Genomic DNA, 13,564 nt, shown 5'->3' on the forward strand with positions numbered 1-13,564 from the left:
GAAACTACATCATGCAGGAAGTTAGGCAGGATAAGCCTTAGAGAGAGATTACAGGGCCAGTCTGATGTGACCGACCCAGCGATCTAGGATTTTAGATTGGGAAATGTGAGTTGATATTGGGTGGTGGTGAAATGTTCTAAATTTAATTATTTCCCATTAATGCGGCGATTAACAAACGATGCGTTCGTCGCATAGGAAATGGCTATTTGCACATCTGTCTGCCCATTCTTACGGCGTTCACGCATATCATTAAAATCGTGTTGGTTAAAATCTGAGACATTGTCCTGAATCTTAGCAGCTAACTCGTCCATACGACGCTGGTTGTCTTTCATTTCTACCATTGTATCTAGCATAGCTTGAGGATTGTCACCACTATTACGGGCTAAATCTAACGCCATAGATTGTTGAGTCCGTTCATATTGAGCCTGTGTATCACGCATTTGCGCCATCGTACGCTGACTGTAAGTGTTTTGTTCACTTTCTTGTTGCTGCTGATAGCTGGAATCAGAAACACCACTATCGCCACTATTACTACCAAAAATATCACCCATGATTCAATCTCCGATTCAGCCATCAATAACTATAAGAATTTATAAGTAAAAAATAAATTTTAAGTGAATTGAAATTTAATTCACCATTAGAATAGATGTGCCTGTAGTCAGGTGTCAATATATTTTAATGCATTTGTTGCAAGTCACTAGCTAGACCGTGATGCACTAGCCGAATCATAAAGCAAATCAAAAACATATTAACTCTATGATACTGATAATCATGGAGTTTAATATGATTAAGATTACATCTTTAGAAGATTTACCAGCACTACCAATCACCACAACCTTACAAGCACAAGTCAAATCCATCCTCACCGAACCATTTCACGATGCAGCAGAAACCCAACAGGCATGGGATGAACTGCAATGTGAGCTCTGGTTCCTAACATCGAAATCCGAACTCTCTGCTGTCGTCGTCGACGATATCGAAATGCTAAAACGAGCACTGACCTATACCGAATTCGAAGACGAACTAGATTACGGAGCAACACTGACCCTGAGCGTTGTCGAGGACTCTGGTAAGGGTATCTACATGCTGATGCCTAAGACACTACTCACCGAATTACGCCAATATTTCTCCATCGAGAATGACTAAGGAGGCAGCAATGCAATCCCGAAAATTCAAATTCAATAAGCGCCAACTCGACTCACTACCACCGACGCCGACGACGAGCAAAAGTAAGGAAACTGAATACACAGACGAACTCTGTTCTGGCCTCAAGATGATCGTCAACCGCCAAGGCAGGAAGCGTTTCTTGTTCAGGTACACATTCCACGGAACCAAGAAATCTATCCAGCTAGGTGAGTATCCAGCGCTCGACATCAACACTGCTCGTCAGATTGCCAATGACCATAAACGGGAAATTGCTCTAGGTAATGACCCCAAGGCTATTCGTGATGAGAAGCGCAACGTGCTTACTTTCCAGGAGTTCTCTGAGCTGCATTACTTACCCTACGCAATGATGAACAAGCTCACAGCTAAAAGTGACGCAGGTAGTCTCAAGCTTCATTTCTATCCGAAGTGGGGCAAGAAACCTCTCACTGATATCGGTCAGCAGGACATTCAGAAATTGTTGGACGGATTACTAGAAGGTAGGAAGCCTGCAACGGTGAATCGTCTACGTTCCTTAATTCTTCGCATGTTCAGGCTCGCAATGGAATGGGGGTATGTCGATTCTAATCCCGGTCAGTACATCAGGAAGCTTAAGGAAAACAATGTAAGACAGCGGTTCCTATCACGGGCAGAGGTTTCTTCCTTCATCAAGGCATGTAACGAAGAACCCAATCGCACTCAATCTAACGCATTGAAATTCGCACTTCTGACCGGAATGCGCATAGGTGAAATTACCAGTTCGAAATGGGAGTGTCTTACCGTCGACGACGACGGCAATTGGAGCCTATTTCTACCACACACTAAGTCGGGGCTGTCGAGAACGGTCCTACTCAATCATTTAGCTAAAGAGGTCATCCATGATCAACGACGATTTCAACAACCGAAGAACCCCTATATCTTTGCCGGAGATGCACCCGGTAGACCTATCGCTCATCCGAAGAAGGCATTTGCTCGGATCAAGAAAGCATCCGGGATTACTGACAACTTCCGAATTCATGATCTCAGGCATAGCTTCGCATCGATCCTGATCAACAGCGGAAATGCGACTCTCTATAATGTTCAGCACTTGTTGGGGCATCAGTCGCCACAAACTTCGACTCGTTACGCCCATCTCGCTTCTAGTAGGTTGCGAGAGGTAAGCGCTAATGTGGCTGCGTTGGTAGGGGATGTTTTATAGTTCAGATGTAACAGTGTGACTATCTGTCACACTGTTAATATCAAGCAGATTGAAGGCTAAAAAGTTCATCTTGTGTGAATACCGCGTTTTGAGAGTATTCGATGTTACTTATCAACAGGTCGGATTGCTGCTCTAGCAGTTCTTGCGCTAGTTCATCACTATCAATAACTTTTGCACTATTTATTTTAAATAGCCCGTTCTCAAAATCTAAGGACATAAATCTGTTCCACTCGAACCCATTTGAGCACGCAAGGTCAAATAGGACGCGACCGTTAAGAATAGGATCTATCGCTGATTTCAACTCTAACTCAACTTCATTTAGCGCAGACAACGGATTCTCATAGCCGATCGCAGTAACGATAGCCATTAAACCAGTTTTTTTATCTAACACTCTGATATTAAACATTTATATACTATATAGGCTCTTTATTTGTTGCCAAGCTTGAGTTGACTTTGTCATGAGATGTTTCATGTCACTAATCATTCGGCTTGCGTCAACTATTGGCTCCATGTGGAAGAGTCCATGGCGCTCTCTATTGTAAAAATTATAGGCACTTTCTATAACGTTTGTCGTTGCTATATTGGGAAACTTTGCAGCAGATGCAGTGTTTAGCTCCCACTTTCCGTTATTGTGCTCAAAAAACTCACCGAAACCATCTTTACCAACGGTCATGCCAAAGTCTTTCATTTTATCCTTGAGTGCACCCTCTATTGATCTCAGCTCTGGATACAGCAACAAACAGTAATCTGGAAGTTCAGGGGCGGCGAGCTTAACACACAATCCTGATGTGAGCAATTTTTCAACACTCTGATGGATTTTTTCGTATGCATCACCTAAAACAGCTTTCAAATGCGTACGAGCAACTTCTTGTTGAACTATATCTGCTTTTCCATCATCTTGACGGATAAGAACTTTTTCTAGGCCCGCTAAGTCAAGTAGTTCAGAAATATTAAATATAAAAGCTCTGTAGCAAGATAGAGGGCGACCTTGAATATGCAAAGTTCTAGTTGAGTTGTGTAATGTGACAGTTATTTCATCTTGATACTCTTTGGAGAGTATTTTCCAGACCGTTTTTAATTTATCTCTTGAGTGCTCATTAATTTCAATATGTGCTTCCTCACCAGTTACTTCTAGAACAGGAATAAGCATCGTTTCGATAAAGCCTTTTAATACAAGGTTTACTTGTTCAAATTCTGCTGGATTTATTGATTCATACAGATAATCAGCTAACTCTTTACCCAACTCACGATTAGCTCCAGTTAGGTACTTGATGGTTGATACACCTCCTTTGATGAACAAGATATCTACAGTGGCAAAATTTTTTCCTGCATGACCAAACACCACTCGCTTCCCAGCTTGAGTTCCTGGAACATCATCAAACGATTCTAGTGTGTAGCCTCTCTCTGCTATCATTTTTTGTGTTAACTCTTCAATAGCAGCGCGGTCTAGGTTTAAATTTTTATAATTACGTTCCACTAACTTGATTCCCTCAAAAATAAAAAAGTCAATGTATCACATGCAAGTAAATACATATGTGATACGAACTAGCTTCCTTCACCCTCACACCTAAAATCCTAGATCGCTGGGTCGGTCACATCAGACTGGCCCTGTAATCTCTCTCTAAGGCTTATCCTGCCTAACTTCCTGCATGATGTAGTTTCTGTAATTATCGCGACGGCGTCGTCGGTCCGGTCTCTATCCGGTCTTTAGCTGTGATTTTGGCTAGATACCGAGCTGGACACGAACCCTAATGTAAATTTCCTATTTAGGTTTTCCGTCCAGTTTGCCGACGGCGGCGGCAGTAGATATATTTACCCTGTAGTCCTGACAGTTGCGACGGTCATGACAGTGCCGACAATTCTGACAGCCATGGCAGTCCCGACAGTAACCAGCTAGATTCACATCCTATTCGACTAACCCAACTCGACACCCTAACTCATACCAGATTCGCGCTGTAATCCTATGTGCCGTTGGTTTTTCCGGTTCGAGTATGAATACCAGTCCTGTGATTAGCTGCTGTTTCTGGTGCTGTGGTTGAGTGTCGCTTACTGCTGACCTAAATCACTTAAGAGATAACAGACCGATTACCACTGAGGGTAATCGGTCATCATTGATTGCTGTTTTTTCCTGACTGGCTAGTTCTGGGAGCTTTAGGATCATAGGTGTCCTTCCCGCCACTGAACTAGCTATCCATCCCATATCTATATTAATAACTGGACCTAATGGACAGAATGTTGGTTATATTTTTGTTGGTTCCAGCGCGAAGTTTTTCTGGGGTTCGGTTCTGATGTTGAGTGGTATGTATCTGCTCTGATTCGTGTTGTACAGACGAGAGAAGGTTCTGATGGTGGATATCACTCTGAGACAGGAAGTGTGACTCTGTGGTGACTACGTGGCGTGTTTCGGCTGACCGAATGGACCAGAGCTTACCGGAAGTAATCGCAGACCGGATATCGACCGGACCAGAAAAGACAAAGGCCCGTAGATTTCTCTACGAGCCTTATGCAATATGGTGGCCCCTCCCAGACTTGAACTGCGGACCAATCGATTATGAGTCAGTAGTTCTCCAGATGTATTTACGCTTATCGATTTCGTGTGGCTTTCAACATCACGACAGTAACGCTGGTCCCTTCAAACTGGTTTTCAATCGGCTTAGAAAAGCTATATTCAAATCCATCGGGGAGTTCGTAGTTGACTGCGGATGCAGGAAGGATGGCGACTAGGCAACCGGTATAATTGAGCAAGTTTAGTGCTGCAGTGAGGTGGACCAACGCTCGGTTTTCTGAAAACGGTGGGTTCATTGCAATGTTGTCGTATCGATGAGTTGTTTCTTTTGCGTATTTAATGAAGTCATCATTAATCACGTTCTCGAAACCTTTTTCATTGAGGATGCGACAATTGAGCTCGCAGACTTCGACGAGGTGAGAATCTGAAGGTAAGAACTTAGCGATCCCACCTTGACCGGCGCTCGGTTCAAGGGTGAGCTCGTTAGGACCAATATTCAGCATATCAACTGCGGTTTGTGCCAGTTCTTCATTCGTCGGGTAGTACTGGTGAGAGAACTTATCTGGTATTTGACCGGTGCGGATCACTTCGCTGAGTACGTTAGTGATATCGTAGTCATACAGATATGAGCCTGAGCTTTGCTTTTTCCCGCCAATGAGCGTCAGAACTTTATGCATTTCGCGAACGAGATGCTTGTCAACGTCATAGCTATGGAAGTAGTAAGAGTAACCATTTTGCGGCTTGTTCCTACCGCTACTTGGTCTTAGATCGGCCAGCTTTGAGATCACTTCAAGCGGCAGTAAATCCTGGCGCAGTTTAACCTCTTTTGCTTTGCGAACTTTGACTGGTTTGCGGTGTTTTTCTGGGATAGCTGCCCCGTATATTGTTGCAAGTATACTGTTCAGCTGCCAAGCGATATCAGGATGAAACTCGATATGAGCAGTTCCTTTAAGATATCGTCTGATCTTCCACGCGCCACCATCAATTTCATACCATTGTCCATCCTTAGGTACGCGGTTGAGCAATTGGTAGGTATGATGTTCCGTGAAAAACGAAAACTCGCGCTTAGTTAATTGGCAAATTAGATAACGTAAGTCGTGAATGTTCGCTAATCGGCTATCGATGAAAGAGTAATCGTTGTAACTCAACTCAAAGATGCATCGCTTGTAGAAACCTTCTGGTCGGTTCGTTACATGCGCTTTTGACAGGCCAAGAAAACAACCCTCAACTTTTTCAGCGGTGAACTTCCCTTGCTCTTGCAACAAAGCAAATAGAGTAGCTTTGATATTATCTTCGCTAAACTCGATCCAGTCTTTCTGGTTGTTCCATTCGTCTTTGCGCAATTGTGGCATAACATCGTAGATGCCAGTTGTATGCAGGAGACTTTTCCAAGAGCTGATTGTTAGCTGTTTAAGAGCGTCAACTTTGTCTCGAGGATAGAAACGACTCGAGTCGCTTGATACATACTGAAACACTGAGTTGATAATAGACTTTTTGTTGTAGAAAAAATCTATCGCTTCAACACATTGGGTGTAACGCATATGCTCGCGCTCAATTGAAGAACCGTTGATTGCGAGTGAGGTTTTGTTTAATTCATCGTTGCCAAGGTCAAACTTGTAGTTCGCTCTTGCAAGAGATGTTGAGGTAGAAGGTTGAGTTTCATGATCGTTAATAAAATCAACAATATCGATTTGCATGGGTATTTCCTTAGATGTAGTAATGCCGCCGAATTGACGACTGGTAAATGGAGTAGTGCAGGGTATTGCGAGAAAGGAGTGATGCTCAGAGGTTAGTCTGTGACAAATTTATGCATCTAGTTTGTCATGGTGAGCTTGAATCATACATCAAGCCAAGTAGTTTGCAAAAGGAAAACAAGTGCTAAGAGTTGAGTTAGATCGCTTTACTGACCGACGTTGTCGTGTGGCCTCTAGGTCGAGACTTCGCGCCGCGGGTATGTTTGTTTTGCTAATGTAGCCCACATTAAGTGACAATGTCACCTATTCGAGTTGATGATGTTTTGAAGTGCCATTGACTGCATTGATAAAATGGCTCATCTGGTCCATAATGGTAAGGTCATTTGGTCTTATCGAATTAAGGATCGGTTATGAGCACTACCAACATTCCAAGTTTCAAACCAAAACGCACTTCACGAAATAGCTTCTGGACCAGTCTAGGCATTGAAGATAAGTCTCAGGCAGTTCACCAAGGTTTTAACACCACTGTTTATCGAAACATTATCGATAAACTCAACATTTCTCAAAATGAATTCCACAGCATTACACTCATCCCCGTTAGTACGATTAAGCGCCGATTGAAGAACCAAGAAAGGTTCAACGTACAAGAAAGTGACGCGATGTACCGTTTAGCCTTGCTAACCAAGTTGGCAACCGATCTATTCAATGATGAGGACCGAGCACTTGAGTGGATGCGTGAGCGTGTCTATGGGCTTGGTGACAAACGTCCACTCGATATGGTCGCCACATCCGTTGATTTTGAAACAGTGAAAGATTTGATTGGCCGCCTTGAGCATGGGGTATTCTCATAGTGAAGCTGTTTCGTCTTACTCAAAAGAAATTTGGCGCGGCGCCCTTTAACCCGATCGGGGCGAAGTTGTTTGGCGGACGATGGAATTCAAAAGGTACGGAAGCATTGTATTTCGCAGAGTCAGAGTCGCTGTGCTGTCTCGAGGTCTTCGTGCATATCAAGAACGACCCGCAAATCATCGACCAATACGACTTGTATCGAATTGAGCTTCCCGAACGGCTTATCGTTAAACTTGACGAAGAAGACTTGCCAGATTCATGGCGTAACATCCCGGTGAGTGAACAAACGCAAGAAATCGGCGATGAGTTTTTAAATGATTCAGACCCCCAATTCGCCGCACTCCAAGTTCCTTCAGTTATCTCTCCAAGGGATAGAAATTACATCGTCAATGTCCATCATCCCGAAATGAAGGCCATATTTGATGCTCACGAGAAGCTGAGTTTTACGTTTGACCCTAGGATATTTAAGCAGTGAGTTCGACACTAAAATTAGTAATCTCTAGCAAGGTTTTGGACATAAATTTGTTAGAAAATTTTGTCTTTAAAAATTATCTAACAAAATTGCGCCTCCCCATTATGAGTAAAAAAATCAATATCCTAGCATTTTTATTGGTTCATTTTTCCTTGTATTCATTAATTAAAATGAGAAAGTGTTCCCATCCCGACTTCGATCATCATACTTAATTAGATAGCTAGTTCAGGGCTTCAGGCAAGAACTTAAGATATAATGATCGGGACAACCATCTCGATCAAAGTTAACAATTCCAAACCCAGCATCTTTCACTTCTTGTATCGCCATTTCCGGGGTCACACGCGCATTTGACCCTTTAAAATCGACGATCACTACGCGAGCCTCTGGTGTAATTTGTTCTTTCAATTTAGCAAGGAATGTCGCTCTATCTCTGATAAATCGATAGCTATTAGCGAGAAACACGGTGTCCACACCTTCTGGAATATTAGGGTTATCGGCGGTGCATGATCGACAGCTAATTCGAGGCTCTTCGGTAAATCTACTTTCTAAATAAGCAACCATATTAGCTTCGAGATCGATAGCGTATATATGACCAACGTCGGTTCTCGACACAAATTGCTGGCAAAAGTAACCCGTTCCAGCGCCAACATCTGCGATCACCTCATTCTGCTTAATATCCAGTGTTGCCAGAATATGGTCCGTATTTTGCCATTGCTGTCGGTTCTCACCGTCAAATATAAAGGCTAATTTCTCAGGCTCAGCAAAACTTACCATCTTTTTCTCTCTATTCGTGTGTACATACCCAAGCAAATTCAAAGAGTGAAACTCAGGTCTTGAAGTCACTTGGGTCTTTATAATCAATACGGAATTACCCCGGTGTCCCAAGGCTCGGCTGGAAAATCAAATGTACTAAAAACCTCCGGTCCCGAATGTTTCAGCATGTATGTGTTCCTCTTTTACGCCAAGTCCGCGCAGTTCTTCAAAATACCGCTTCATAAACCCTCGAGGGCCACAGATGTAATAATCCATTCGAGTTGGATCCTCAGGCAATAAGTCGTCTAACTTAAACGGCCCTGGTTGTATATCACTTTGAAAATTAGCACTTTCATCGTAAAAATAATTAACTTTCATGCCTCGGCTTGCAAAGTCATCCGTCACATCTTTAAATGCGTGTACGCGTGAATTTTTTGCACTATGTATAAAGTGCGCCTGAGATAGGGCGTTGATTCGATCAAGATGTTCGCTCATCGACATCATCGGGGTGATCCCCACTCCGCCACTGATCATTACAATGGGGCGAGGTAACTGCTCTGCCAAGAAAAAGTCCCCAAATGGTGCAGAGACATCAATGACATCGCCAACTTCAACCTGTGTATGCATCAGGTTAGAAATCACACCTTGAGGCTTATCAGTAGTGTCGGATTCTCTTTTTATCGAGATTCGTAGCGTCTGTTTCCCTGGCGCCTGAGATAAACTGTATTGGCGAGGTTGATATATGCCCTTATCCTCTACATATAATCGCACGGAGACATATTGACCAGGCTTAAAATGAGGAAGGGAACCTTGATCATTGGGCTCCAGATAGAAGGAAGAAATTTCGCTACTTTCTTGTGTTTTTTTCGTTACTTTAAAAGGTCGCCAGCCTGACCAGCCGGCAGCATTTGTTACAGAGTCTTGGTAAAGTCCTGATTCTACGCTGATAAAAATATCAGCCAATTGTTGATATGCAGCAGCCCACGCATCAATGAGTTCATCGCTGGCAGCATCGCCTAATACTTCTTTGATCGAACCTAATAGGTGTTTACCTACAATACTATATTGCTCAGCGCGGATACCAAGACTGGTATGTTTGTGTGCGATACGCTCAACTACGGGCAGTAACACAGAAGGGTCGTTAATATTGTCAGCGTATGCGAGTACAGCCATTGCTAACGCTTGTTGTTGCGCTCCCTGCGCTTGGTTTGCTTGATTGAAAATGTGTTTTAGTTCAGGGTTATGTGTGAGCATGCGATGATAAAAGTGGGAAGTTAAGGCAACCCCACTTTCACGTAAAACGGGAACCGTACTTGAAACTAGCGCCTTTTGCTGGTGGTCCATAATATCTCTCTTTTGATAATTAAAATTACAATCAAACGGTAATTTCTGACTGACTAAGTCCAATTCATTATCTATACCCTGCTCGGATAACAGATAGTTTCTATGATTATTAGAGCCGTTCATCCGCGCCTAGTAGCTTGCATGACGACGGATACTACATAGCATTAGTTATGCCATGTGATTAACTTATTGATTTATAATCAATTAGTCATCGCTAAGAATTTCTAATTATCAAAAAGAGCATATTTCACATACTCATTATGATAATAATATTGTCATAATGAGTATGTGAAAAAAGGGCTGACAACTTTTGGAGAATCCAATTCTCTTGTAGCTATTTCAGGTTCAGGCGTTTCATCAATCGATGTAAGTTGGGAGAATTAACTTTTAACTGCTTGGCGGCGGCACTAAGATTTTTATCGTTTTCCAGATAGGCTCTTTGTACAAATTGGGTCTGAAAACGCTCGACAGCCTCTTTTAGTCCCAACTCTCGGTATTCGGTCATACCACTTTCTGTTTGTGTGTCTGGTTCATAGTCAATTGGCTGTGGAGACGTTGGTTCCCCAGATAAGTAAAAATACTGTGGCAGTAATAATATTTGCTCTGACTGACTGTCAGACTTTGCTATTACAGAAGCCCTGTTTATCGCATGCTCCAGTTCACGTACATTACCAGGCCAGGTGTAAGTCTGGAGAAGACTCAATGTTGCTCCACTCAGGCTGACATTTGTGACACCGAACTTATGTGCGCATCTCTCGGCAAAAAAACCAGCGAGCAGAGTGATATCTTTATCTCGTTCTCTTAATGGCGGAACAAATATGGGGAAGACACTCAAACGGTGATACAGGTCGGCTCTGAAGTGCCCTTTTTTTACTTCTTCGTGCATTACTCGGTTGGTCGCAGCAATAATGCGCACGTTTACCTTAATATTTTTATCATCACCTACTCGTTGTATATCGCCATACTGGAGAGCCCTCAGCAATTTAGCTTGCAACGGCAGTGACAGCTCACCAATTTCATCCAGAAAAAGCGTTCCCTTATCTGCCAGCTCAAACTTACCTTTACGATTACTAATGGCTCCGGTAAAGGCCCCTTTGACATGTCCGAATAATTCACTTTCAGCAACAGACTCCGGAAGCGCGGCACAATTCAGATAAACGAGTGTATTTTCAGAACGTTTGGATTGAGCATGAAGTGCGTTGGCCACAAGTTCTTTTCCCACACCTGTTTCTCCCATAATAAGTACGGAAAGATCGGTATCAGCAACGGCATCAATTTGTGATTTTAAATCCAGCATGGCCGGAGACTGGCCAATGATTTCTCCAAGCTGAATAAATTTTCCCGACGGCCTCGTCTGATTCACATTCACACCTGAAGTTCTTTCCAATTGCTCCATCAACAGTGCGGTATTCAGGCTACTGGCGGCCAATGCACTGATAATACGCAGATCATCATCTTCAAAATTATCAAATTGAGTCGAATCAAATGCATCGATGGTCACTGCACCGAGTAGGCGATCATCAAATAAAAGCGGCAGACCTATACAGGAATGCACTTTGAGTTCTTCTGCATGATTAGGAATAAGGCCATCATAAGGGTCAGGCAAATCACTATCCGAAGGAAAACGAACTATATCACCAGCCCGTGCTATGGCTTCAAGTCTTGGGTGTTGCTCGATGTTAAAGCGACGCCCAAGTACATCAACACTCAATCCGTTTATCGCCAAAGGTACAAACTGTTGATCGCGAAAGAGCAGCAAAGCAGAAGCGTCGCATCTCAATGTATTCCTAATCGTAGAAAGCAACCGATCAAATCTGTCCTGATGAGAAATACCGGAAGTAATATCCAGAGCTACCTGAACCCACTCTTTTCCAACCTGGTCCATAACCATCACTCATTGCACCCCATAACAACTATCTAAGTAAAACTCCAATTTACCATAATGATAATTTATTTGTCAGAATGACAAAAACAAAAGCAGTATCAAAATGATAATTATAGGTAGAAAAAATTCTTATCTAACTGTTATTTAAGCAATAAATAATGTTGGCACGCCTCATGCTCTTTGAAGACAAACATCACATTTAATTTGAGGTAAGAAAGAATGACGATACATGTAAAAAATAACATTCATTGGGTTGGTCAACGTGATTGGGAGGTTCAGGACTTCCACGGTACCGAATACAAAATAACAAAAGGCACCAGTTACAATAGTTACCTTATCCGCGAAGAGAAAACCGTATTGATCGATACTGTGGATCATCGGTTCAGTCAGCAATTTATTCAAAACCTAGAAATGGAAATCGACCTTAAGTCGATAGATTTCATCGTGATTAACCACGCCGAAGAAGACCATTCTGGGGCGTTGTCAGCGTTAATGGAAAAAATACCAACTACTCCCATCTATTGTACCGAAGCGGCCATTGATTCAATTGTTGGTCATCACCATCATCCAGAGTGGGATTTTAAAACTGTAAAAACAGGTGACAATATTGATATTGGTAACGGTAAGCAACTGGTCTTTGTTGAAGCACCGATGCTTCACTGGCCAGACAGTATGATGACTTACCTAACGGGTGATGCCGTATTATTTAGTAACGATGCGTTTGGTCAGCACTACTGCGATGAACGTCTGTTTAACGATGAAGTGGACCAAAATGAGTTAATGGAACAATGCTTACGTTACTATTCAAATATCCTGACACCATTCAGTAGCCTGGTGACAGCGAAAATTAAAGAGGTTCTAAGTTTCAATCTTCCTGTCGATATGATTGCGACGTCTCACGGCATTGTTTGGCGTGATAACCCGGTGCAAATCATTGAGCAGTACCTGGAGTGGGCGGGTGACTATCAAGAAGATCGTATCACCATTTTCTACGATTCTATGTCGAATAATACTCGTATGATGGCGGATGCGATTGCACAGGGTATTCATGATGTGGACCCGGGTGTTGCAGTGAAAGTCTTTAACGTTTCTAAACATGATAAGAACGAAATCCTGGCCAATGTATTCCGCTCAAAAGGTATTTTGGTTGGTTCTTCGACTATGAATAATGTGATGATGCCAAAAATTGCAGGCATGCTGGAAGAAATCACCGGTCTTCGTTTCAAAGCCAAAAAAGCCGCCGCTTTTGGTAGCTATGGCTGGAACGGTGGTGCAGTAGACCGCATTCATGCGCGTTTAACTGATGCAGGATTTGAAACCGCTGTGAGTCTGAAAGCCAAGTGGCGACCAGATGGTAAGGCAATGCGCGAATGCCGTGAGCATGGTCAGAATATAGCTAAGTTATGGGCAAAGAAAACACTGTTAAATTCGGTTGTAGCGCCAGTGCCTGTCGTTGAACAGCCTCAAGTATCTCAACCGGTTGAACAAGTAGTACCAGACGCGGTAGTTAATGTTCAGCCCGGCACTCAAAGCGCACAAGCACACTCTGCTGATTGCCAATGCATGGTATGTACTGTGTGTAACTGGGTATATGATCCTGCGAAAGGTGAGCCAAATCAAGACATTGAGCCAGGAACTGTTTGGAGTGACGTTCCGGACTATTTCCTGTGCCCAGAATGTCACTTGGGTAAAGACGTATTTGTTGAATACAAGGGTTAAG

12 protein-coding genes are annotated in these 13,564 nt (G+C 42.9%); 5 read left to right on the top strand and 7 right to left on the bottom strand.

The window, feature by feature from the left end:
- Positions 1-146: 146 nt before the first annotated feature.
- Positions 147-551 carry a hypothetical protein gene (locus BLS03_RS13550; protein ID WP_093274879.1) on the bottom strand — a complete coding sequence of 135 codons (405 nt, stop codon included), beginning with the start codon at positions 549-551 and terminating at the stop codon, positions 147-149.
- A gap of 232 nt (positions 552-783) precedes the next feature.
- Here BLS03_RS13550 and BLS03_RS13555 point away from each other — a divergent pair, with 232 nt between their 5' ends.
- Complete coding sequence (locus tag BLS03_RS13555) at positions 784-1,146, top strand: hypothetical protein (protein ID WP_176765590.1); 363 nt, start codon at positions 784-786, stop codon at positions 1,144-1,146.
- Positions 1,147-1,156: 10 nt separating this feature from the next.
- On the top strand, positions 1,157-2,341 hold the full coding sequence (locus tag BLS03_RS13560) for a site-specific integrase (protein WP_176765591.1): 1,185 nt from the start codon (positions 1,157-1,159) through the stop codon (positions 2,339-2,341).
- Positions 2,342-2,381: 40 nt separating this feature from the next.
- On the opposite strand, the gene BLS03_RS13565 is transcribed toward BLS03_RS13560, so the two are convergent.
- The 3 genes from BLS03_RS13565 to BLS03_RS13575 form a co-directional block, all read right to left on the bottom strand.
- Entirely contained in the window at positions 2,382-2,747 is a 366-nt protein-coding gene (locus BLS03_RS13565; RefSeq protein ID WP_093274887.1) for a type II toxin-antitoxin system RnlB family antitoxin, read from the bottom strand.
- Positions 2,748-3,818: a type II toxin-antitoxin system RnlA family toxin gene (locus tag BLS03_RS13570; RefSeq protein ID WP_093274889.1), complete on the bottom strand. Its 1,071-nt coding sequence runs from the start codon at positions 3,816-3,818 to the stop codon at positions 2,748-2,750.
- A 1,106-nt stretch (positions 3,819-4,924) separates the two neighbouring features.
- The gene (locus BLS03_RS13575; RefSeq protein ID WP_093274892.1) at positions 4,925-6,544 is read right to left on the bottom strand and encodes a DUF4942 domain-containing protein; all 1,620 of its coding nucleotides are present in this window, start codon (positions 6,542-6,544) and stop codon (positions 4,925-4,927) included.
- A gap of 407 nt (positions 6,545-6,951) precedes the next feature.
- Here BLS03_RS13575 and parS point away from each other — a divergent pair, with 407 nt between their 5' ends.
- Both parS and BLS03_RS13585 read left to right on the top strand, forming a co-directional pair.
- Positions 6,952-7,392: a type II RES/Xre toxin-antitoxin system antitoxin gene (gene parS / locus BLS03_RS13580; protein ID WP_093274894.1), complete on the top strand. Its 441-nt coding sequence runs from the start codon at positions 6,952-6,954 to the stop codon at positions 7,390-7,392.
- Complete coding sequence (locus BLS03_RS13585; RefSeq protein WP_093274897.1) at positions 7,392-7,865, top strand: RES family NAD+ phosphorylase; 474 nt, start codon at positions 7,392-7,394, stop codon at positions 7,863-7,865. Before parS ends, BLS03_RS13585 begins: the two co-directional genes overlap by 1 nt.
- 222 nt (positions 7,866-8,087) lie before the next feature.
- Here BLS03_RS13585 and BLS03_RS13590 read toward each other — a convergent pair whose 3' ends face one another.
- The 3 genes from BLS03_RS13590 to norR all read right to left on the bottom strand — a co-directional run bounded on the left by BLS03_RS13590 (position 8,088) and on the right by norR (position 11,844).
- A complete protein-coding gene (locus tag BLS03_RS13590) occupies positions 8,088-8,636 on the bottom strand; it encodes a class I SAM-dependent methyltransferase (RefSeq protein ID WP_093274899.1) in 549 nt (182 codons plus the stop codon).
- 135 nt (positions 8,637-8,771) lie between these two features.
- Complete coding sequence (hmpA, locus tag BLS03_RS13595) at positions 8,772-10,082, bottom strand: NO-inducible flavohemoprotein (RefSeq protein WP_218122006.1); 1,311 nt, start codon at positions 10,080-10,082, stop codon at positions 8,772-8,774.
- A gap of 211 nt (positions 10,083-10,293) precedes the next feature.
- Positions 10,294-11,844, bottom strand: a complete 1,551-nt coding sequence (norR, locus tag BLS03_RS13600; protein WP_176765592.1) for a nitric oxide reductase transcriptional regulator NorR — start codon at positions 11,842-11,844, stop codon at positions 10,294-10,296.
- Between the two features lie 219 nt (positions 11,845-12,063).
- On the opposite strand from norR, the gene norV reads away from it, so the two are divergent.
- Complete coding sequence (gene norV, locus BLS03_RS13605) at positions 12,064-13,563, top strand: anaerobic nitric oxide reductase flavorubredoxin (RefSeq protein ID WP_093274903.1); 1,500 nt, start codon at positions 12,064-12,066, stop codon at positions 13,561-13,563.
- Position 13,564 lies beyond the last annotated feature (1 nt).

Source organism: Vibrio xiamenensis, from assembly GCF_900100015.1.
Classification (GTDB): domain Bacteria; phylum Pseudomonadota; class Gammaproteobacteria; order Enterobacterales; family Vibrionaceae; genus Vibrio; species Vibrio xiamenensis.

Excerpts from the sequence above, each read along its gene's own strand:
- norR (WP_176765592.1), bottom strand. The coding sequence starts at position 11,844 with ATGGACCAGGTTGGAAAAGAGTGGGTTCAGGTAGCTCTGGATATTACT.
- hmpA (WP_218122006.1), bottom strand. The coding sequence starts at position 10,082 with ATGAACGGCTCTAATAATCATAGAAACTATCTGTTATCCGAGCAGGGT.
- BLS03_RS13560 (WP_176765591.1), top strand. The coding sequence starts at position 1,157 with ATGCAATCCCGAAAATTCAAATTCAATAAGCGCCAACTCGACTCACTA.
- norV (WP_093274903.1), top strand. The coding sequence starts at position 12,064 with ATGACGATACATGTAAAAAATAACATTCATTGGGTTGGTCAACGTGAT.
- BLS03_RS13575 (WP_093274892.1), bottom strand. The coding sequence starts at position 6,544 with ATGCAAATCGATATTGTTGATTTTATTAACGATCATGAAACTCAACCT.
- parS (WP_093274894.1), top strand. The coding sequence starts at position 6,952 with ATGAGCACTACCAACATTCCAAGTTTCAAACCAAAACGCACTTCACGA.
- BLS03_RS13565 (WP_093274887.1), bottom strand. The coding sequence starts at position 2,747 with ATGTTTAATATCAGAGTGTTAGATAAAAAAACTGGTTTAATGGCTATC.
- BLS03_RS13555 (WP_176765590.1), top strand. The coding sequence starts at position 784 with ATGATTAAGATTACATCTTTAGAAGATTTACCAGCACTACCAATCACC.
- BLS03_RS13590 (WP_093274899.1), bottom strand. The coding sequence starts at position 8,636 with ATGGTAAGTTTTGCTGAGCCTGAGAAATTAGCCTTTATATTTGACGGT.
- BLS03_RS13550 (WP_093274879.1), bottom strand. The coding sequence starts at position 551 with ATGGGTGATATTTTTGGTAGTAATAGTGGCGATAGTGGTGTTTCTGAT.